Annotated in this window: 18 protein-coding genes and 1 tRNA gene; 7 read left to right on the top strand and 12 right to left on the bottom strand. The window is 69.2% G+C overall.

What is annotated here, in order from left to right; translation table 11 throughout:
• The first annotated feature begins 1,081 nt into the window (after positions 1-1,081).
• Together ACFYYB_RS07115 and ACFYYB_RS07110 are read left to right on the top strand one after the other, a co-directional pair.
• Positions 1,082-2,482, top strand: coding sequence for a pyridoxal phosphate-dependent decarboxylase family protein (locus tag ACFYYB_RS07115; RefSeq protein ID WP_389433685.1), 1,401 nt, complete (start codon positions 1,082-1,084; stop codon positions 2,480-2,482).
• Positions 2,479-3,888, top strand: coding sequence for a lysine N(6)-hydroxylase/L-ornithine N(5)-oxygenase family protein (locus ACFYYB_RS07110; RefSeq protein WP_389433683.1), 1,410 nt, complete (start codon positions 2,479-2,481; stop codon positions 3,886-3,888). The genes ACFYYB_RS07115 and ACFYYB_RS07110 overlap by 4 nt, the downstream gene beginning before the upstream one ends.
• A 25-nt stretch (positions 3,889-3,913) precedes the next feature.
• Here ACFYYB_RS07110 and ACFYYB_RS07105 read toward each other — a convergent pair whose 3' ends face one another.
• On the bottom strand, positions 3,914-5,725 hold the full coding sequence (locus tag ACFYYB_RS07105) for a bifunctional metallophosphatase/5'-nucleotidase (RefSeq protein WP_389433681.1): 1,812 nt from the start codon (positions 5,723-5,725) through the stop codon (positions 3,914-3,916).
• A 140-nt stretch (positions 5,726-5,865) separates the two neighbouring features.
• On the opposite strand from ACFYYB_RS07105, the gene ACFYYB_RS07100 reads away from it, so the two are divergent.
• Both ACFYYB_RS07100 and pyk read left to right on the top strand, forming a co-directional pair.
• Complete coding sequence (locus ACFYYB_RS07100; RefSeq protein ID WP_389433679.1) at positions 5,866-6,567, top strand: SIMPL domain-containing protein; 702 nt, start codon at positions 5,866-5,868, stop codon at positions 6,565-6,567.
• A gap of 158 nt (positions 6,568-6,725) precedes the next feature.
• Positions 6,726-8,153: a pyruvate kinase gene (pyk, locus tag ACFYYB_RS07095; RefSeq protein WP_389433677.1), complete on the top strand. Its 1,428-nt coding sequence runs from the start codon at positions 6,726-6,728 to the stop codon at positions 8,151-8,153.
• A 25-nt stretch (positions 8,154-8,178) separates the two neighbouring features.
• Here the strand turns inward: pyk and ACFYYB_RS07090 are convergent, their stop codons facing one another.
• Complete coding sequence (locus ACFYYB_RS07090; protein ID WP_389433675.1) at positions 8,179-8,751, bottom strand: RBBP9/YdeN family alpha/beta hydrolase; 573 nt, start codon at positions 8,749-8,751, stop codon at positions 8,179-8,181.
• Positions 8,752-8,845: 94 nt separating this feature from the next.
• Between ACFYYB_RS07090 and ACFYYB_RS07085 the strand changes: the two genes are divergently transcribed.
• Together ACFYYB_RS07085 and ACFYYB_RS07080 are read left to right on the top strand one after the other, a co-directional pair.
• The gene (locus tag ACFYYB_RS07085) at positions 8,846-9,463 is read left to right on the top strand and encodes a TetR/AcrR family transcriptional regulator (RefSeq protein ID WP_389433673.1); all 618 of its coding nucleotides are present in this window, start codon (positions 8,846-8,848) and stop codon (positions 9,461-9,463) included.
• Between the two features lie 59 nt (positions 9,464-9,522).
• A complete protein-coding gene (locus ACFYYB_RS07080; protein WP_389433671.1) occupies positions 9,523-9,981 on the top strand; it encodes a MarR family transcriptional regulator in 459 nt (152 codons plus the stop codon).
• Here ACFYYB_RS07080 and ACFYYB_RS07075 read toward each other — a convergent pair.
• Together ACFYYB_RS07075 and ACFYYB_RS07070 are read right to left on the bottom strand one after the other, a co-directional pair.
• Positions 9,978-10,700: a helix-turn-helix domain-containing protein gene (locus tag ACFYYB_RS07075; protein WP_389434935.1), complete on the bottom strand. Its 723-nt coding sequence runs from the start codon at positions 10,698-10,700 to the stop codon at positions 9,978-9,980. The genes ACFYYB_RS07080 and ACFYYB_RS07075 overlap by 4 nt on opposite strands.
• A gap of 152 nt (positions 10,701-10,852) precedes the next feature.
• Positions 10,853-10,925, bottom strand: a tRNA-Leu gene (locus ACFYYB_RS07070).
• Positions 10,926-11,024: 99 nt separating this feature from the next.
• On the opposite strand from ACFYYB_RS07070, the gene ACFYYB_RS07065 reads away from it, so the two are divergent.
• Positions 11,025-11,684 carry an ANTAR domain-containing response regulator gene (locus ACFYYB_RS07065; protein WP_250744985.1) on the top strand — a complete coding sequence of 220 codons (660 nt, stop codon included), beginning with the start codon at positions 11,025-11,027 and terminating at the stop codon, positions 11,682-11,684.
• Between the two features lie 80 nt (positions 11,685-11,764).
• Here the strand turns inward: ACFYYB_RS07065 and ACFYYB_RS07060 are convergent, their stop codons facing one another.
• The 8 genes from ACFYYB_RS07060 to ACFYYB_RS07025 all read right to left on the bottom strand — a co-directional run bounded on the left by ACFYYB_RS07060 (position 11,765) and on the right by ACFYYB_RS07025 (position 19,510).
• Entirely contained in the window at positions 11,765-12,481 is a 717-nt protein-coding gene (locus tag ACFYYB_RS07060) for an ABC transporter ATP-binding protein (RefSeq protein WP_327252185.1), read from the bottom strand.
• The gene (locus tag ACFYYB_RS07055; protein ID WP_327307289.1) at positions 12,478-13,413 is read right to left on the bottom strand and encodes an ABC transporter ATP-binding protein; all 936 of its coding nucleotides are present in this window, start codon (positions 13,411-13,413) and stop codon (positions 12,478-12,480) included. Before ACFYYB_RS07055 ends, ACFYYB_RS07060 begins: the two co-directional genes overlap by 4 nt.
• 3 nt (positions 13,414-13,416) lie before the next feature.
• On the bottom strand, positions 13,417-15,240 hold the full coding sequence (locus ACFYYB_RS07050) for a branched-chain amino acid ABC transporter permease (RefSeq protein ID WP_389433668.1): 1,824 nt from the start codon (positions 15,238-15,240) through the stop codon (positions 13,417-13,419).
• 5 nt (positions 15,241-15,245) lie between these two features.
• Positions 15,246-16,175: a branched-chain amino acid ABC transporter permease gene (locus tag ACFYYB_RS07045; RefSeq protein ID WP_389433666.1), complete on the bottom strand. Its 930-nt coding sequence runs from the start codon at positions 16,173-16,175 to the stop codon at positions 15,246-15,248.
• Between the two features lie 144 nt (positions 16,176-16,319).
• Positions 16,320-17,549, bottom strand: coding sequence for a branched-chain amino acid ABC transporter substrate-binding protein (locus ACFYYB_RS07040; RefSeq protein WP_389433664.1), 1,230 nt, complete (start codon positions 17,547-17,549; stop codon positions 16,320-16,322).
• Positions 17,550-17,849: 300 nt separating this feature from the next.
• The gene (locus ACFYYB_RS07035; protein ID WP_389433662.1) at positions 17,850-18,596 is read right to left on the bottom strand and encodes a Tat pathway signal sequence domain protein; all 747 of its coding nucleotides are present in this window, start codon (positions 18,594-18,596) and stop codon (positions 17,850-17,852) included.
• The gene (locus tag ACFYYB_RS07030; RefSeq protein WP_389433660.1) at positions 18,593-18,991 is read right to left on the bottom strand and encodes a hypothetical protein; all 399 of its coding nucleotides are present in this window, start codon (positions 18,989-18,991) and stop codon (positions 18,593-18,595) included. Before ACFYYB_RS07030 ends, ACFYYB_RS07035 begins: the two co-directional genes overlap by 4 nt.
• Positions 18,992-19,030: 39 nt before the next feature.
• Positions 19,031-19,510 carry a hotdog fold thioesterase gene (locus ACFYYB_RS07025; protein ID WP_327307294.1) on the bottom strand — a complete coding sequence of 160 codons (480 nt, stop codon included), beginning with the start codon at positions 19,508-19,510 and terminating at the stop codon, positions 19,031-19,033.
• Positions 19,511-19,514: the final 4 nt, after the last annotated feature.

The raw sequence follows: 19,514 nt of genomic DNA, 5'->3' as shown, positions 1-19,514 counted from the left end.
CTTACGCGGCATCGGGCTCTGCCGGGTGTGGCCGTACCCGCCCTGTCCGGCACGGGCTTACGCGGCATCGGGCTCTGCCGGGTGTGGCCGTACCCGCCCTGTCCGGCACGGGCCTACGCGGCCGAGCCCTGCCGGGTGCGGCCCCACCGCCCGTAGGGGCCTACCGGCCGTACCGGCCCTAGTGGTGCCCGGCATCGGCCTGCCCGGCCTTGCCCGGCGCAGGCCTGTCCTGCCCGGCACCAGTGCTCCGGCACCGGCACCGGCCTGCCCGGCCGTCAGCCCGACAGGGGCCGGCGGTCGGACGTCCGGCTTCGCCCCCCGGCAGGGCCGGCGGCGGCCCCCGGCCTACCCGGCACCGGCCGAACCGGCTTCCCCCCGACAGCGGCTGGGGGTCGGACGCCCGGTCTACCCGTGCGGGGCCGGGCCGGCCTGGCCCGGCCTCAGGTCCGCCCCGGCCCCGCCGGCCGGGGGCAGTGGGGGACTCCGCCCCGAGCGAGCCACTCACACCAACCGGTGCTCCTCCGCCCGCCGGGGGCCGGTCAGCGCCCCATCCGCACCCGCACTAGCTCCCAGACCGCCGCCGCGTTGAGCAGCGCAGCTAGAAGCCCCAAGTGCCCCCGAGCCCAGCGATCCGAACGCCGGCGGGTCCACCACCTCCCGGACAGGACGCGACGCCGGCTCCTCCCGGACCGTCCAAAAACACGTCCGTCACTACAGCGCCGAACGGTGCGGCGAGCAGCAGCGACCACACCCCGGCGGACCACGCCCCGGTCCGGCTCACCACCTCCACCCACACCTGCACCACGAGCACCAGCACCAAGTACCCAACCCCGCAGCGCACTTCAAGCCGAGACCGACCTCGTCGCTCCAGGGCGTCCCGTCACCCGGCCCCTCCGACGGCCCGTATCGGAACGACAGCGCCCCCGCACCCGAGCACCCCTCCTCACACCGCGGACGGCTTGAAATCAACCACTCATAAACCCGGGCGGTTACCCCATTCGGGTCGGATCGTTGTACCCCCGGGTCCCCGACCCAGCGAGCGGCACCACCCGCCGCCGAACCGTTCCCGTGAGGACACCGCATGACAGCGCCCCCCGGTACAGGCAGACGGCGCACCGCCCCGCTCGCCGGCGGACCCCACGGCCCCGACGCCCTGCAACCACTCCTCGCCACCGTCCTCGACGCCCTGCGCAGCGGAGCCCGCGCCCGCGGCGGACCGCTCCCGGCCGGTGGACCCGAGGCCGTCACCGCCCGCGTCACCGCGGCGCTCGGCGAGATCCTCCCCGACCACGGACACGGCGACCACGAAGCCCTGCGGACCCTCGTCCACACCCTCACCGCCGGCGCCGCCGACCCCGCGGAACCCCTGTGCGCGGCCCACCTGCACTGCCCGCCCCTCGCCGTCGCGGCCGCCGCCGACCTCGCCGCCAGCGCCCTCAACGCCTCCCTCGACTCCTGGGACCAGGCCCCCGCCGCCTCCGCCCTCGAATCCCTCCTCACCCGCACACTCGCCGCGGAGTTCCACGACACCCCCCACCCCGACGCCGTCCTCACCACCGGCGGCACCGAGGCCAACCACCTCGCCCTCCTCCTCGCCCGCGAACGCCACGGCCCCCACCTGACCGTCCTGCACGGCGCCAACGCCCACCACTCCATCCCGCGCGCCGCCTGGCTCCTGGGCCTGCCCCCCGCCCGCAGCCTCCCCACCCCCACCGGCACCCTCACCCCCGCCACCCTCGCCGAGGCCCTCGCCACCACCACCGGCCCCGTCCTCGTGACCGCCACCGCCGGCACCACCGACGCCGGCCTCATCGACCCCCTCGATGCCCTCGCCGACCTCTGCGACCAGCACGGCGCCGACCTCCACATCGACGCCGCCTACGGCGGGCTCCTCCACCTCAGCCCCCGCCACCGCCCCAAACTCGCCGGCCTCCATCGCGCCCGCTCCATCACCCTCGACCTGCACAAACTCGGCTGGCAACCCATCGCCGCCGGACTCCTCACCGTCCCCGACACCACCCTGCTCGCCCCCCTCGCCCACCAAGCCGACTACCTCAACGCCCCCGACGACACCGGAGCCGGACTCCCCGACCTCCTCGGCCGCTCCCTGCGCACCACCCGCCGCGCAGACGCCCTCAAGATCGCCGCCACCCTGCGCTCCCTCGGACGAGACGGCCTCACCCACCTCATCGACCGCACCTGCGCACGCGCCGACCAACTCGCCCGACTCCTCGAAGCACACCCCGCCTTCGAACTCCACGCGGCGCCCACCATCAGCACCGTCCTGTTCCGGCCCACCCACGCCGATGACACCGCACTGGCCACCCTGCGCCGCACCCTCCTCCAGGGCGGCACCGCCGTACTGGGCCGGGCCACCGCCGACGGCCGCCTCTGGCTCAAGGCCACCCTGCTCAACCCCCACACCACGGCGGGGGACCTGGACGCCCTCGTGAACCTCCTGGAAGGCAGCACCCACCGATGACCGCCCAGCTCGATGCACCCCACGACCTCGTCGGAATCGGCATCGGCCCCTTCAACCTCTCCCTCGCCGCCCTCGCCCACGGCCTGCCCCGACAAGGCGCCCCGGAAATCGCCACCGCCTTCTACGACCAGCGCCGCGACTTCCGCTGGCACCCCGGACTCCTCATCGACGGAGCCACCCTCCAAGTCCCCTTCCTCGCCGACCTCGTCACCCTCGCCGACCCCACCAGCCCCTGGTCGTTCCTCAGCTACCTGAAGCACAAGGAACGCCTCTTCCCCTTCTACTTCGCCGAGAGCTTCCACATCCAGCGCGCCGAATACGACGCCTACTGCCGCTGGGTCGCCGGACGCCTCCCCGGACTCCACTTCGGCCACCAGGTCGACGCCGTCCGCTGGAACCCCGAACGCGGCCTCTTCGAAGTCGACTTCACCCAAGTCGACGCCGAAGGAGAAGCCGAAGCACTCGGCCGCACCTACACCCGCAACCTCGCCCTCGGCATCGGCACCGCCCCCTACATCCCCGAACCCCTGCGCCCCCTCGCCGAAGCCCCCACCGTCCCGGTGATCCACTCCTCCGAGTACCTCGACAACCGGCAGCGCATCCTCGGCGCCGAACACGTCACCGTCATCGGATCGGGCCAGTCCGGGGCCGAAGTCTTCCTCGACCTGCTCCGCTCCCGCCCCGCCGGCCGAGAACGCCTCACCTGGCTGGCCCGCACCCCCTCCTTCGCCCCCATGGAGTACTCCAAGCTCGGCCTGGAACACTTCACCCCCGACTACACCCGCTACTTCCACTCCCTCCCCGAACCGGTCCGCGACCGCCTCGTCCCCGCCCAGTGGCAACTCCACAAGGGCATCGACGCCGCCACCATCGCCGCCATCCACGAGGAGCTTTACCGCCGCACCCTCGACGGAGGCTGGCCCGACGCCGTCCTCACCCCCGGAGTCAGCGTCCGCACCGCCGGCCGCGTCGCCACCACCAAGGTCGAACTCCACCTCGAACACGTGGACCAGGGCGCCCGCTCCCGCCTCACCACCGACGCCGTCGTCCTCGCCACCGGCTACCGCGAACGCCCCCTCGCCCGCCTCCTCGCCGGACTCGACCCCTACCTGCGCAAGGACTCCTCCGGCCGCCCCCGCATCGACGACCGCTACCGGATGATCACCGACCCCGCCGTCACCGGCAGCGTCTTCGTCCAGAACGGCGAACGCCACACCCACGGCGTCGGAGCCCCCGACCTCGGCCTCGCCGCCTGGCGCAGCGCCGCCATCCTGAACACCCTCACCGGCAAAGAGCCCTACCCCCAGCCCACCCGTACCGCCTTCACCACCTTCGGCCTCGAACAGCGGGAGCAGAGCCGTCCCCGACCCGCCGGCGAACTGCTCCCACTGGTCGAGCACCTGTAAGGAGAAACGTTTAGAGCACCATCGGCTAGAAGACAGGTGCCCCGGCTCGGGTCAGCCGCCAGTCCACGGACGCGAACTGCGCCGGGTCCACCGTTCCCTTCGCCTTCACCCACTGGATGATCGTGTTGCGTATTTCATCCGAGTTCGCCCACAGCTGCTTCGACTGCGGCACGTGCGGGAAGTTGCCGCCACCCGAAGCCCGGTAGTTGTTCACCGCCAGCACGAACTGCGCCGCCGGATCCACCGGCTTCCCCTGGAACGACAGCCCCGAGATCCGCGAACCCACCGGCTCGGACACGTCGATGTCGTACGTCAGCCCGTACACCGCGTCGTAGTTGTAGTCCGGCGTACCCTCCGCGTTCGTCAGCTTCGCCGGATCCACCACCTCGCCCGGAGCCGTCCGCACGTAGTACTTCGCCGAATACTCCAGATAGTCCTTGACCTGCGCACCCGTCAGCAGCCGGGCCTCCAGCGTGTTCTCGAACGGATACAGACCCGCCGCGTCCTTGATCGTCACCTGCCCGGCCGGAATCGCCGCCGTCCGCGAGAAGCACGAAGCCTGCGACAGCACCGGCAGCGCACCCCACTCCGTACCCGCCAGCGCGCCCTTCACCGTCTCCGCCTGCACGTGGTTGATCAGATCGATGATCGCCACGTCCTTGACCGGACCGTCCGCCGAGGACATCGCCTGCGTCGACGTACCGATCACCTGGTTCACGTACGCCACGACCTTGCGGTGCTCGTCCGACAGCAGACCCACGATCTTCGGGTCCTCCACCGCCGTATTCGAATTCAGCACCCGGGCCGCCACCTTCGACACCGACCAGCAGCCCTTCGCCCACGTCAGCTCGAAGTCGAACAGCGTCAGCCGCTGACCCCACTTCAACGGCTCGGACAACACCACGTCCTTGCCCGTCGCCTTGTTCCGCACCCGGTACTCCGGGATCTCCGTGTGCGCGTGCCCCACCAGGATCGCGTCGATCCCCGGCACCTGCTCCGCCACCAGACCCGCCGCGTTCTCGACGTACGGCAACTGGTCCCCGTAGCTCGACGTACCGCTCGAACCCGAATGCGCCGACACGATCACCACGTCCGCACCCAGCGACCGCAGCCGCGGCACGTACTTCGCCGCCTGCTCCTCAAGGCCCGGGAACGTCATCTTCCCCTGCACGTTCGCCTTGTCCCAGATCGCGATCCCCGGATTCGTCAGACCCAGCACCGCCACCTTCACATCCCGCCCGCACGGCGTCCGCAGCCGGTGCATGCTGTACGGCGCGAACGCCGGCCGCAACGTCTTCGCATCCAGCGCGTTCGCCCCCAGCAACGGGAAATCGCACTGCTCCTCGAACTTCCGCAGCACCGGAATCCCGTAATTGAACTCGTGATTCCCCAGCGCCGCCGCGTCATAACCGATCGCGTTCATCGCCTGCGCCATCGGATGCACCGGACCACGCCGCGCCGTGATCGGATCCACCTTCGCGTAGTAGTACGAAAGCTGCGTCCCCTGAATGGTGTCCCCGGCATCGATCAGCAGCGTGTTGCGCCGCCCCTTCTCCGCCCGCACCTGGTTCACCAGCGTCGAGATCTTCGCCAGACCGACGTCGTTGTGCGCCTTGTCGTCGAACTCCTTGTCCGTGAAGTAGTCCCAGTTGAAAACGTTCCCGTGCAGGTCCGTCGTCCCCATCACCGTGAACGCGTACGTCCTCGCCCCCGCCGCCGAAGCGCCGCCGGCCACCGGTTCAGCCGCGGCCGCCGGGGAGCTCGTGGCCCCCGCCAACGCCACAGCCGCACCCGTCGCAGCCGAAGTGCCCAAAAATGTCCTACGGTCGAACGCCATGCCATCTCCCCTTGTGAGGTGCGTGTGTACAGACAGGCAACGCGCGTAGATTCTGACCCAGCAGTAACAAGCCGCAACACCCCCAGCAGGTTTCGATCCGATGACCACCCCCGTACGAGCAGCAGTGCGACAGTGAATCCATGACCCAGGACGCATCGCACCAGCCCTACGGAACCCCCGAAGTCCCCCGCGTCGCAGTCCGCGGCGAAGCCACCCTCGAAGTCGACCCCGAGATCGCCCGCATCGGCATCACCGTCAGCGCCCGCGGCACCGACCGGCGCACCGCCCTCGAAGACCTGACCCGCCGCAACAACGCCGTCCTCGACCTCGTCAAGAGCTATGGCGACCCCGTGGAAAAGCTCGAAACCGGTGCCTTCTCCATCACCCCCGAACTCACCCGCCACGGCCGCGGCGAACGCGTCCGCGCCTACCACGGACGCGTCCACCTCACCGCCGAACTCAACGACTTCACCACCCTCGGTGAACTCACCACCCGGCTCGCCGACCTCGAACTCACCCAAGTCGACGGACCCTGGTGGGCCCTGCGCCCCACCTCACCCGCCCACGGGGAAGCCCGCCGCCAAGCCGTACTCGAAGCCGTCCAACGCGCCCGCGAATACGCCGCCGCCCTCGGAGCCCAACTCGCCGCCCTCGTCGAACTCGCCGACCTCGGAGCCGAGAACGCCCCCACCCCCTTCCAGGCCGCCGGCGGCGCCATGCGCACCATGGCCTTCAGCGCCGCCGAAGACGCGGGCGCCCCCGCCCTCGACCTCGAACCCCAGCGCCAGACCGTCTACGCGCAGGTGAACGCACGCTTCACGATGACCCCTCCCCAGCTCTGACCTCAGCCCCGAAAAACCGAACATTCGGTGCCCCGGGGGTGCTCATCAGAGCACCCCCATGCACATTCAACAATTGTCAACAAGCTTTTGCTCAAAGGTTGTTGAGTGGACACCCGGAACCAATTTCCTACTCCCTGGTAGGGGCATACGCTCGCCTCATGCGCCGAGCGAAAATCGTATGTACCCTGGGCCCCGCCACCGACTCATACGACCAGATCAAAGCCCTGGTCGAAGCCGGAATGGACATCGCCCGCTTCAACCTCAGCCACGGCACCTACGCCGAACACGAGGACCGCTACCAGCGCGTCCGCAAGGCTGCCGACGAAACCGGCCGCAGCGTCGGCATCCTCGCGGACCTTCAAGGCCCGAAGATCCGCCTGGGCCGCTTCGCCGAAGGCCCCGTACTCCTTGAACGCGGCGACGAGTTCACCATCACCGTCGAAGACCACCAAGGTGACCGCCACACCTGCGGCACCACCTACAAGGGTCTCGCCGGAGACGTCACCACCGGCGAACGCATCCTCGTAGACGACGGCCGCGTCACCCTCGAAGTCACCGCCGTCGACGGACCCCGCGTCCACACCCGCGTCATCGAAGGCGGCATGGTCTCCGACAACAAGGGACTCAACCTCCCCGGCGTCGCGGTCTCCGTACCCGCCCTCTCCGAAAAGGACATCGACGACCTCCGCTGGGCCCTGCGCATCGGCGCCGACATCATCGCCCTCTCCTTCGTCCGCAGCGGCAGCGACATCGAAGACGTCCACCGCATCATGGACGAAGAAGGCCGACGCCTCCCCGTCATCGCCAAGGTCGAAAAGCCCCAGGCGGTCGAGAACATCGACGACATCGTCGCCGCCTTCGACGGCATCATGGTCGCCCGCGGAGACCTCGGCGTCGAAATGCCCCTGGAACAAGTCCCCATCGTCCAAAAGCGCGCCGTCAAGCTCGCCAAGCGCAACGCCAAGCCCGTCATCGTCGCCACCCAAATGCTCGACTCGATGATCGACAACTCCCGGCCCACCCGCGCCGAAGCCTCCGACGTCGCCAACGCCATCATCGACGGCACCGACGCCGTCATGCTCTCCGGCGAAACCAGCGTCGGCAAATACGCCATCGAGACCGTCCGCACGATGTCCCGCATCGTCGAAGCCGCCGAAGAAGACATCCTCGCCAAGGGCCTCCCCCCGCTCACCGACCGGAACAAGCCCCGCACCCAGGGCGGAGCGGTCGCCCGCGCCGCCGCCGAAATGGGCGACTTCCTCGGTGCCAAGTTCCTCGTCGCCTTCACCCAGAGCGGAGACACCGTCCGCCGGCTCTCCCGCTACCGCTCACCCATCCCCCTCCTCGCCTTCACCCCCGACCCCGCCACCCGCTCCCAGCTCAACCTCACCTGGGGCGTCGAAACCTTCCTCGGCCCCCACGTCGACTCCACCGACGCGATGGTCGCCCAGGTCGAAGAAGAGCTCCTGCGCATCGGCCGCTGCGTACCCGGCGACATCGTCGTCATCACCGCCGGCTCACCCCCCGGCGTCAGCGGATCCACCAACCTGGTCCGCATCCACCACATCGGCGACGCAGTCCGCTGAAGCCGCCCGCAGGCCACTGCAGCGACTACAGCACCTCACGTATAAGACGCACCGCGTCGGGCAACACCAAACGGCTCTCACCCGTACTCGGGAAGTGCCCGCCCGACGCGGTCACCCGCGCCTCCGCACCCAGCTCCCGCACGAACCGCAGCACATGCTCGCCCGTCGCCTCCCCGGTCACCGGGTCATCCGCCGCGTGCAGCACACGGAACTCCCGCGCGGCCCTACGGATCCGCTGCCAGTCGAACTCCGGCGAGAAGAACGGCGCCAACGCGTCATACCCCACCTCGCCGGACATCGACGCCACGAACACCACCCCCGCGAACGCCCCCTCGGCCTCGGTGTCGTGGTCCTGCAGCAGCCGCAGCACATTCACCCCGCCCAGACTGTGACCCACCAGCACCGTCTCACCGGCCGGCGCGCCCGCGGTCTCCTCCCGCAGCTCCTTCAGCCACGCATCCGCCTCCGGAGCGAACGGCTCGGGGAAGTTCGGAATCCGCACCTCATGCCCCTCCGCGGCGAACTCCTCACCCGTCGCCGTGTACCAGTGCTCGCCCGCACTCATCCCGTACCCGTGCGCGATCACGATCGTGCCCATGGCTCCACCCCTCGCATCCCTCGGCCGACGGTCTCGACCTTCAATCAAAACGCTACGCCGCGTTTTGATAAAACGCTAGGGCTATCGTGAAGCCGTGTCAATCACTCCTTCGAGCAACTCTGCGAGCACCCCGCCCCGCACCGGCGGCCGCCTCCGCAACGAGGACGCCCACCACTCCGTCCTCGAAGCCACCGCCGCACTCCTCGTCGAGAACGGCTACGGCGCCCTCACCATCGAAGGCGTCGCCAAGCGCGCCAACGTCGCCAAAAGCACCGTCTACCGCTGGTGGAAGTCCAAGCCCGCCCTCGTCATGGACGCCTACGCCCACGAAACCGCCGCCCGGGTCCCCGAACCCGACACCGGCACCCTCGCCGGCGACCTCGCCGCCTTCGTCGCCGACCTCTACCGCATCGGCGGCGACCCCGTCCGCGCCAAAGCCCTCACCGGCCTCATGGCCGAAGCCCAGCTCGACCCCGCCTTCGCCGAGCCCTTCCGCGCCTGGGTCGCCACCCGCCGCGAGGTCGTCGCCACCCTCTTGACCCGGGCGGTCGCCCGCGAGGAACTCCCCGCCGCCACGGATCTCGACCACGCCACCGACCTGGTCTTCGGCCCCTTCTGGTACCGCCTCCTCGTCGCCCACGCCCCCCTCGACCCGGCCGACGCGGAAGCCCACGTGACGACGGTCCTGCACGGACTGACGGGTCGCGACTGAGCGATCCGGGGCCAAGTCGCCTTGACCTCAAGTCGAGTTGAGGTCGTACGCTCGCGAGCATGACGATCAAGGAGTACTCCCAGGACCGGCTCGCGGCCCAGCCCATCGGCTACTGGGCCCGCGAGGCCGGCAAACTCGCGATAGGCGGCATCCGTGCCGCGCTCGCCGAGGAGAACCTCACCCAGCCCCACTGGTGGACCCTCAACCACGTGGCCGGCTCCCCGGCCCACTGGAAGCGCGCGGCCCTCACCGAGAAGCTCACCCCGTACGACGACCAGGACACCGACTTCGACGCGGTCTACGACGACCTCGCGGCCCGGGGCTGGCTCACGGAGGCGGACGGCACCCTGACCCTCACGGAACAGGGCGAGGCCGGCCGGGCCCGTGCGCACGACCGCAACGCGAAGGTGCACGCGCGCATGCGGGAGGGTGTGGACGACGCGGCGTACGCCGCGACCATCGACGGCCTGCGCCGCATGGTCGCCAACCTGGGCGGCAGCGGCGACTTGCCGGGCTAGTACTTCGGCCCGATGCGGGCGTCCATGAGCGCGACGGAGTCCTTGCGCGCGATGGACACGTTGAAGGGGTCGCAGCCCCGGGCCAGGATCGTCCACTGGACGCCGACCTTGGCGAGGGTGTCCGTGCAGAGCTTCCGGATGTCGTCGGACTTGTTCGTGAAGAAGTACCGCGGGTACTCGTAGCGCTTGCCGTTGCGGACGGTCCAGTTGGTGACCCGGCATCCGTCGGAGTGGATCAGCCCCCGGACGAACTCCCACGGGTGGGCGTCCACGATGGCCTGCTGCCAGTCCTCCAGGACGATGCGGCGCTCGTGCTTCTTGCCGGGCGCGTGCTGCGGGAACAGGCAGGTCCCTTGCTGGGTGTAGGACTTGACCTCCACGCAGCCTTGCCGCTGGACTCGCCCCACCTTGGGCAAGGGCATGACGAGGTGCATCGCCGCTTCGGCGGCATCGATCAGGCCGGGCCAGGAGGCGTCGCAGTAGACGGACAGGTGGTGCTGCTTGTACTTGGAGATGATGTGGCCATCGCCGAGGTAGAGCCCCAGGAGGTAGGCGTATGCGGGCTGGTCGACGTCCCGGCCGGTGCATCTCGGGCAGTCGGTTGGAGGTGCGTACGCCTCACCGCGGTGTCTTCGGTCCTCGGACCGCCACCAGCCGATGGTGCCGCGCGGTATGCCCAGGTGTTCGGCGACGACTCGATTGGTCACGCCCCGGCGCATCAGCAGGACTGCTTCTTCGCGTATCGAAGGATTGTGCTCCACGCCTGGGAGCTTCGCCGCTATTCGTCCAGTTGGTCGCAATTCGAAGCTGCGTTCACTATGACGAGTGAAGATCCTAAAATCGCTTGGCGACCTTGGAAATGAAGGAGAAGTACCCCGAGTCGGATTCGAACCGACGCTGAATGGGTTTTGAATCCATTGCCTCTACCGCTGGGCTACCGGGGCCCCTTCGAAACGAAGGATACCTAAGACCCTCCGTGTCACAAACATACAGGAGCTAGGTAGGCTCGGGGGAGCTGAATCGCCTTGCACCAAGGAGCCCCCGTGACCGCCGAGCACGAGTCGACGCCCACGCCCGACGCCGACCAGTCGCACGTTCCGCCGCTGACGACGCGCGTCGTCATCGCCGAGGACGAGGCGCTCATCCGTCTCGACCTCAAGGAGATGCTTGAGGAAGAGGGCTACGCCGTCGTCGGTGAGGCCGGAGACGGTCAGACCGCCGTCGAGCTGGCCCGGGAGCACCGTCCCGACCTGGTCATCCTTGATGTGAAGATGCCCGTACTGGACGGCATCTCCGCCGCCGAGAAGATCGCGGAGGAGTCCATCGCCCCCGTGCTGATGCTCACCGCGTTCTCGCAGCGGGATCTGGTCGAGCGGGCCCGCGACGCCGGGGCGATGGCGTACCTCGTGAAGCCCTTCAGCAAGAGCGATGTCGTCCCCGCCATCGAGATGGCCGTCTCCCGCTTCGCCGAGCTCCGCGCGCTGGAGAAGGAGGTCGCCGACCTCTCGCTGCGCCTGGAGACGCGCAAGCTCGTGGACCGCGCCAAGAGCATCCTGCAGACGCAGTACGGGCTCTCCGAGCCGGCCGCCTTCCGGTGGATCCAGAAGACCTCCATGGACCGCCGCATGTCCATGCAGCAGGTCGCCGAGGCCGTCATCGAGGACGCCGAGGAGAAGAAGGCCGCCGCGGGCAAGGGCGAGTAGCACCCCGAAGCGAACAACGAACGAGGCCCCCTCCGGATCCTGGATCCGGAGGGGGCCTCACTCGTAAGCAAGGGGACCGGTCAGTCCTCGCCGAGGTACGCCTTGCGGACGTCCTCGTTGACCAGGAGCTCGCGGCCCGGGCCCGACAGGACGACCTTGCCGATCTCCATCACGTGGCCCTGGTCGGCCAGGGAGAGCGCCGCCTGGGCGTTCTGCTCGACCAGCAGGATGGTCGTGCCCTGGGACTTCAGCTCGGAGATGGTCGCCATGATCTTCTGCATCATGATCGGCGAGAGGCCCATGGAGGGCTCGTCGAGCATGAGCAGCTTCGGGCGGGACATGAGCGCGCGGCCCATGGCGAGCATCTGCTGCTCGCCGCCCGAGAGGGTGCCGGCGGCCTGCTTGCGGCGCTCTCCCAGGATCGGGAAGAGGTCGTAGGCGCGCTGGACGTCCTTCTGGATGCCGTCCTTGTCCTTGCGGAGGAAGGCGCCCAGGAGGAGGTTGTCCTCGATGGTCATGCGCGGGAAGATGTGCCGCCCCTCGGGGGAGTGGGCGAGCCCGAGCGCGACGATGTCGTGCGCGGGGATCTTCTTGAGGGACTTGCCCTGGAACTTGATCTGGCCGCCGCGCGGTTTGATCAGGCCCGAGAGGGTGCGCAGGGTCGTCGTCTTGCCGGCGCCGTTGGTGCCGATGAGCGTGACGATCTGGCCGGCGTCGACGCTGAACGAGATGCCCTTGACGGCTTCGATCTTGCCGTAGGCGACGCGGAGGTCCTCGACCTCGAGGAGTGCGGTCACCGGTCTTCTCCGTCCGTGCTGGTCGCGCTGGTCGTGCCGTCCGTCGCTTCGCCGTCCGTCGCTTCGCCGTGTGCCGCCTCGCTGTGAGCTTCGGCTGCTTCGACTTCGGCGAGTTCTTCGGCGCCGGGGGCGCCTTCGAAGGGTTCGCCGAGGTAGGCGGCGATGACGCGCTCGTCGCCCTGGACCTCGGCGGCGGTGCCTTCGATGAGCTTTTCGCCCTGGACGAGGCAGGCGACGCGGTCGCAGAGGTTGAAGATGAAGCGCATGTCGTGCTCGATGACGAGGACGGCGATGCCCTGGTCCCGGATGGCGAAGATGAGTTCTTCGGTGGTCCGGGTCTCCTGCGGGTTCATGCCGGCGGTGGGCTCGTCCAGGAGGATGAGGCCGGGGTCGCTGGCCAGCGCGCGGGCGATCTCGAGCTTGCGCTGTTCGCCGTAGGGGAGGTTGCGGGCGAGGTGTTCGGCCTTGTCCTGGAGGCCGATGAACTCGAGGAGTTCCATGGCCCGCTTGCGGCTCGCTGCTTCTTCCCGGCTGAAGTTGGGGAGGCGCAGGAGGGAGGACCAGAGGCCGACCTTGGTGCGGGTGTGGCGGCCGACGAGGACGTTTTCCAGGACCGTCATGTTGTTGAAGAGACGGATGTTCTGGAAGGTGCGGGCGATGCCGGCCGCGGTGACCTTGTACGACTTGGGGGGCAGGACCGTGCCCTTGTACCGGACTTCTCCCTCGGTGGGGATGTAGAGGCCGGTGAGGCAGTTGAAGAAGGTGGTCTTGCCGGCGCCGTTGGGGCCGATGAGGCCGACGATTTCGCCGCTGCGCACGGTGAGGTCGACGTTCTTGACGGCGGTGAGGCCGCCGAAGCGCATCGTGACGCCTCGTGCGTCGAGGACGGTCTCCGCCGTGGTGGCGGGGGTTTCGGTGGTGGTGGTCGTCATGGGTCAGACCCCTGCCTTGCCGAGGACCGTGGGCGCTTCCATGTCCTTGTGGAGTTCGAGCTGGTTGCGCTTGTTGGGGATGAGACCTTCGGGGCGCAGGCGCATCAGGATGATGAGGGCGACGCCGAAGGCGAGGAGCTGGTACTCGCCCAGGAACTGGAGCTTGTTGGGGAGCAGGAAGAGCAGCGATCCGCCGACGAGGGGGCCGGAGATGGTTCCCATGCCGCCGAGGACGACCGCGGCGAGCAGGAAGGCGGAGTTCGGGGGTACGGCGTTGGCGAAGACGTACTGGTCCGGGGTGACGGTGTAGTTCACGTGGGCCTGTACGGCGCCTGCGAGTCCGGCGAGGGTGGCGCCGAGGGCGAAGGCGATGAGCTTGACGCGGAAGCCGTTGATGCCCATGGCTTCGGCGGCGGTTTCGTCTTCGCGGATGGCGACCCAGGCGCGGCCGATGCGGGATTCGGAGCTTCGTCGGAAGACCATGACCACGATGAGGGTGATCAGGAGCATCAGGAAGAAGTAGTTGGCGAAGCGCCCGATGGTGAAGCCGGCGACGGTGTGGGTGGCGCCGAAGTCGAATCCGAAGAGGTCGACGTTGGGGATGTTGGCGATGCCGTTGGGCCCGTTGGTGATGTCGGGGCCGGAGACGCCGTCGAGGTTGTTCATGGAGATGCGGAAGATCTCACCGAAGCCGAGCGTCACGATGGCGAGGTAGTCGCCGCGCAGTCGCAGGGTGGGTGCGCCGATGAGGACGCCGAAGACCATGGAGGCGGCGGCGCCGATGAGGATGGCGGCCCAGAAGGGGAGCTGCACTCCGAAGGGGGAGTTGGGGGAGCCGGAGACCAGGGCCGCGGTGTAGGCGCCGACGCCGAGGAAGGCGACGTAGCCGAGGTCGAGGAGACCGGTGAGGCCGACGACGATGTTCAGGCCGAGTGCGACGGTGGCGAAGATGAGGATGTTGACGCCGAGGGTCGCGTACTGGTCGTCGGACTGGGTGAAGGGGAAGGCTGCCGCGGCTGCGAAGGCGCCGACGAGGGCGACGTTGCGGTGGCGGGTGGTGAGGGTGGTGATGCGGGCCATGAGGCCGGCCTTGTTGAAGGCGGCGAACCCGAAGGCGGCGGTGATCAGGAAGCCGATGAAGAGTTCCTGGTACGGGGTGGTGATGCCGTACGTGAAGACGCCGAGGCCGACGGCGAGGACGCCGGCGATGATCAGGATCTCGGTCCAGGCGGGGAGCGCGCGGGCGGGCTTCGCCGGGCCGGAGGTGAAGGCGGCCTTGGCGGAGGTGACCTTGTTGCGCGCGTTGTGCTTGAACTGTTCCCAGCCGCTGTCGTCGGGGTCGGGTCCTTCGAGGACGGGGCGTTCGAAGGGGAGCGCGAGGGCGCCGGCGAGGGCGAGGAGGGAGACGAGAAGAGCGATTCCGGCGCCGGGTTCGAGGTCGACGATGACGCCGTTGAGGCTCACGATCGCGAACACGGTGTACGCGGTGGTGACGAACGCGGCGAGGGCCGAGAGCTTGATGGCGGCGTCGGCGCCCGCGGGAGTGAGCCAGCCCAGGCCCTTGATCCCGTAGGAGGAGAGGCCGAAGAGGGTCGTCAGGAGGCCGCCGACGAGGACGAGCCACTGGAGTCCGCCGGGGTATCCGACGACGGTGAGGTCGCCGGGGAAGGCGGTGGTCCAGGTCCAGGGGAGGAAACAGGAGGCGACGGTGAGGACGCCGCCGGCGGTGGCGAGGGCGCGACCGGTCTTCTCCGGGAGGGGGATGAACCCCTTGGCCTTGGTGGGCTCTGCGTTCATGGTCGTGGTGTCCGTGGTGGTGGTCGTCATGGTCATCACGCCCTGTCCGCGACGCGCTCGCCCAGCAGGCCTTGTGGCCTGAAGAGGAGGACGAGGATGAGGAGGACGAACGCCCAGGTGTTGCCCCAGGTCTGTCCGCCGAGCTGTTCGAAGCCGGGGATATCGGCGACGTAGGCGGTGGTGAGGGTCTCGGCGAGGCCGAGGACGAGGCCGCCGATCATGGCGCCGTAGATGTTGCCGATGCCGCCGAGGACTGCTGCGGTGAAGGCCTTGAGGCCGAGCAGGAAGCCCATCTTGAAGTTGACTTCGCCGTACTTGAGGCCGTAGGCGACGGCTCCGACCGCGGCGAAGGCGGCGCCGAGGGCGAACGCGACCGTGATGATGCGGTCGGTGTTGATGCCCATGAGCTTGGCGGTGTCGGGGTCCTGCGAGGTGGCCTGCATGCCGCGGCCGGTGCGGGTCTTCTTGACGAAGAAGCCGAGGATGGCCATGGAGATGGGTGCGGCGAGCAGGAGGAAGACGTCACCGGTCTGGATGGTGATGCTTCCGAGGTGGAAGGGGCCGCCGGGGATCTCGGGGAAGACGACCTTCGACTTGGCTCCGGGGTACCAGGCCCATACGGCCTGCTGGAGTGCCAGCGAGAGGCCGATGGCGGTGATGAGCGGGGCGAGGCGGGGAGCGCTGCGCAGGGGGCGGTAGGCGAATCGTTCGGCACCGACGGCGATGAGGGTGGCGACGATCACCGCGCCTATGAGCATGAGCGGGAGGGCGATCCACATCGTGGTGCCCCCGGGGAGCATGGTCCAGACGGTGAGGGCCCCGAATCCGCCGGTCATGAAGATCTCGCCATGCGCGAAGTTGATGAGCTGGACGATGCCATAGACCATCGTGTAGCCGATGGCGACGAGCCCGTACATGGATCCCAGTAGCAGGCCGTTGACCAGCTGTTGCGGCAGTTCGTGCACCGCAGGTCCTCCGAGTCTTTCGACGGATGTGACTCCGCGCGGGGCGCTTTTTGTGCGCGCCCCGCGCGGCAGGTTGGTGGTGCCCCCGTGGCCGGCCGTTCGAGCGGACTACCGGCTACGGGGTGGGTGGGTGCCCGGTGAGGGTCAGCCGCCGAGGGTGCCCGACTCGACGGACTTCCACTCGGTGCCCTCGACCTTGTAGACGGTGAGCTGCTTGTTGGTGGCGTCACCGAACTCGTCGAAGGAGACCTTGCCGGTCACGCCGTCGAAGGACACGCCCTGGACTGCGGCGAGGACCTTGGCGCGGGCGTCGGCGGGGAGCTTGCCGTTGTTGCCGTCGACGGTGGCCTTGACGGCCTCGATGATCGCCCAGGCGGAGTCGTAGGAGTAACCGCCGTACGCGGCGAAGGGCTCCTTGTATCCGGCCTTGGTGTAGTTGGCGACGAAGTCCTTGGCGGACGGCAGGCTCTCGACCGGGGCGCCGACCGAGGTGGCGAGGTCGCCCGCGGCGCCGGCGCCGGCGAGCTCGACGTACTTCTTGTCGTAGATGCCGTCACCGCCGACGAGCGGGATGTTGGCGCCGGAGGCCTTGATCTGCTTGGAGAGCGGGCCGGCCGCGGGGTACTCGCCGCCGTAGTAGACGACGTCGGCGCCGGAGCTCTTGACCTGGGTCACGATGGCGCCGAAGTCGGTGCTCTCCGGGTCGATGTGGCCTTCGCCGGCGATCTTGCCGCCGAGCTTGGTGAACTCGCCCTTGAAGGTGCCCGCGAGGCCGGCGCCGTACGTCTTCTTGTCATCGATGATGAAGACGTTCTTCTTGCCGGCCTTGTTGAAGAGGTACTGCGCCGCGAACGGGCCCTGGATGGCGTCCGTGGTGGCGGTGCGGAAGTAGCTCTTGTAGGTGCGGACCTTCTCGCCGGTCGCCCACTTCGGACCCTGGGTCAGGGAGGGGCTGGTGTTGGCGGGGGAGATCTGGACGAGCTTGGCGTCGTCGAAGACCTTCTGCATGGACTCCGAGACGGAGGAGTTCAGGGGGCCGACGACGCCGAGGACGTCCTTGTCGGCGGTGAGCTTGGTGGCGTTCTGCTGGCCGGAGGAGGCCTGCGCCTGGTCGTCGAGGGCCTCGATCTTGAAGGTGACGCCCTTGACGTACTTCTTCTCGTTGGCCTGCTTGGCGGCGAGGTCCGCGGAGTTCTTGATGCCGAGGCCGAGGGCCGAGAGGTCACCGGTCAGCGGGGCGTCGACGCCGATGACGACCGTGATGTCGCCGCTGGCGGCGTCGTTGGCCTTGTCTCCGCGCGATCCACAGGCGGTGAGGGTGAGGGCGCCCGCGGCGAGCGCGGCGGTCACGGCAATGAGAGAACGCTGACGCACGATCAGTCCTTTCCTGGCACTGCGTCCCCCGTGGGACGCACCGTGTCGAACGCGGGGAACCGAACTGAGGAAAATCCGGTGGTCGCGGTGACTGGCCGTGACTCTAAGCGGGTCTTGGGACGTTATGGAGGGCTGAGGCCAATGATGTGACTCTCTTGTTATGCCACGGCGTAATACATAGCGGATCTCTGCGGGTGGAAAGGGGGAAATCCGGCCGGTTCGTCTTGTCCGTATGGTGAGACAGGTGAGGACCGTCAGGTGGTTTGAGTACTGTCGCGCCAGGACTCTGGGGCCTTTTGGTCATGACGGCGGAGGGGTGCTCTCGTCTCGATCTTCGGGACACGCCCTGGTCAGGGCGGTGGAGAGATCCCTCGCATAACGGTCACCGGGGATGTAGCTGTGATCCTCTTTCTCAAACCCATTACTTAGGGTTACTTCGAGGAAAGGGAGTCCGGAATTCCGTGCCACATGCACGCAGTCTGTGACGCGAATCCGTACCGCGAGGTCACGGGCCTCGCCCGGGTCGAGCGTGGCCGGAAGTGGTGGCCGGACCTCGATCGTCAGCGCCCGCGAGGACTGCGTCAGCCGCTCCAGGGTGACGGCCGAGCCGGCCGCGGCGCGCACACGCACGGTGAACGCGAAGGCCGTTCCGGAGCGGTCCTGCGAGGGCTCCCGCGAGGCCCCCTGCGAGGGCTCCTCCGAGGGCTCCTCGTCGTCCGGGCCGAGGTAGACGAGGGAGAACAGCTGTGAGGGCGCCGGCGGCCTGTACGGGGCGAGGCGCGGCCGGTCCGCGTACAGCGCGGCCCCGACGGCGATGACGGCGGACGCGCAGGTCACCGCCCCGAGGGCCAGGACGGCCCGCCGGTGGCCCTCGTAGGCCTCGCGGACCCGCCGGACGGCCGGGTGCGTACGGGAGCCGGGGCGCGGGCCCCGGGGGCCGTCGGGGCGGCCGTGTCCGTCGGCCTCGGCGAGCTCGTCGGCCTCGGCGGGTACGTCGAGGGGCCGGGTGCCCTCTCCGGGCTCGATGGGGCCGATGCCGCCGCTCACTGCCAGGGGCCGCCCGTCGGGGCGCCCGAGCGGTAGCGGTCCGCGCAGCGGCGCTCCGCCTCCCGGGCGGTGAGCTCGCGCGCGGCGGCCGGGCCCCTGGCGTCCCGCTCGGCGCGGGCGTCGGCGAGGACGGCGCGCAGGATGTCGTTCTGGCCGCCGGACAGGCCCATGGACTGGTAGTCGAGGCGGACGGCGTCCTTGCCCTCGCCCGCGTCCAGGATCACGCCCGCCCAGTGCGTGATCAGGCGGGTGCAGACGTCCTGGGGCGCCGGTGGGGCGGAGGTGGCGGGGGGAGCGGCCGCGGGATCGCCGCCGGCGCAGCCGAGCGGTGCGGCGGCCAGCAGCGCCGTCGTCGCCGCCGCCAAGGCGCGCCGCGGCGCCGGTCCGGATCCCATGCGGGGAACGCTAGACCGGCGCCGCTACGAGGGCAACGGCTAGTTGTTGCCAGGCTGTTGCGGGTTCACGTCGCGCAGCAGGCAGGTCAGGCGGGCGGTGCAGACCCGGCGGTCCTGTTCGTCCGTGATGACCACCTCGTAGGTGGCGGTGGAGCGGCCGCGGTGCACGGGGGTCGCGACCCCGGTGACCAGGCCGGAGCGGGCGCCGCGATGGTGGGTGCAGTTCAGGTCGACGCCCACGGCGACCTTGGTGATGCCGCCGTGCATCATCGCGCCGACCGAGCCGAGGGTCTCGGCGAGCACGGCGGAGGCCCCGCCGTGGAGGAGGCCGTAGGGCTGGGTGTTGCCCTCGACCGGCATGGTGGCGACGACGCGCTCGGCGGAGGCTTCGAGGATGCGGATGTCCATCCGCTTGCCGAGGTCGCCCGCCGAGAACAGCGCGGGCAGGTCGATGCCCAGGGCCGTGTACTCGTCGAGGACCTCCTGCGGGAACTTCACCGCGTGCTGCTGCTCGCCCATGGGC

The sequence above is a fragment of the Streptomyces sp. NPDC002886 genome (genome assembly GCF_042888445.1).
GTDB lineage: Bacteria > Actinomycetota > Actinomycetes > Streptomycetales > Streptomycetaceae > Streptomyces.
The sequence above is the reverse complement of the archived record's forward strand: the minus strand, read 5'-3'. Positions and strand labels throughout refer to the sequence as shown.

Coding starts and splice junctions, on each gene's coding strand:
- ACFYYB_RS07080 (WP_389433671.1), top strand. CDS start 9,523: ATGACGATCAAGGAGTACTCCCAGGACCGGCTCGCGGCCCAGCCCATC.
- ACFYYB_RS07090 (WP_389433675.1), bottom strand. CDS start 8,751: ATGGGCACGATCGTGATCGCGCACGGGTACGGGATGAGTGCGGGCGAG.
- ACFYYB_RS07110 (WP_389433683.1), top strand. CDS start 2,479: ATGACCGCCCAGCTCGATGCACCCCACGACCTCGTCGGAATCGGCATC.
- ACFYYB_RS07050 (WP_389433668.1), bottom strand. CDS start 15,240: ATGACGACCACCACCACGGACACCACGACCATGAACGCAGAGCCCACC.
- ACFYYB_RS07075 (WP_389434935.1), bottom strand. CDS start 10,700: ATGCGCCGGGGCGTGACCAATCGAGTCGTCGCCGAACACCTGGGCATA.
- pyk (WP_389433677.1), top strand. CDS start 6,726: ATGCGCCGAGCGAAAATCGTATGTACCCTGGGCCCCGCCACCGACTCA.
- ACFYYB_RS07055 (WP_327307289.1), bottom strand. CDS start 13,413: ATGACGACCACCACCACCGAAACCCCCGCCACCACGGCGGAGACCGTC.
- ACFYYB_RS07115 (WP_389433685.1), top strand. CDS start 1,082: ATGACAGCGCCCCCCGGTACAGGCAGACGGCGCACCGCCCCGCTCGCC.
- ACFYYB_RS07100 (WP_389433679.1), top strand. CDS start 5,866: ATGACCCAGGACGCATCGCACCAGCCCTACGGAACCCCCGAAGTCCCC.
- ACFYYB_RS07025 (WP_327307294.1), bottom strand. CDS start 19,510: ATGGGCGAGCAGCAGCACGCGGTGAAGTTCCCGCAGGAGGTCCTCGAC.
- ACFYYB_RS07105 (WP_389433681.1), bottom strand. CDS start 5,725: ATGGCGTTCGACCGTAGGACATTTTTGGGCACTTCGGCTGCGACGGGT.
- ACFYYB_RS07030 (WP_389433660.1), bottom strand. CDS start 18,991: ATGGGATCCGGACCGGCGCCGCGGCGCGCCTTGGCGGCGGCGACGACG.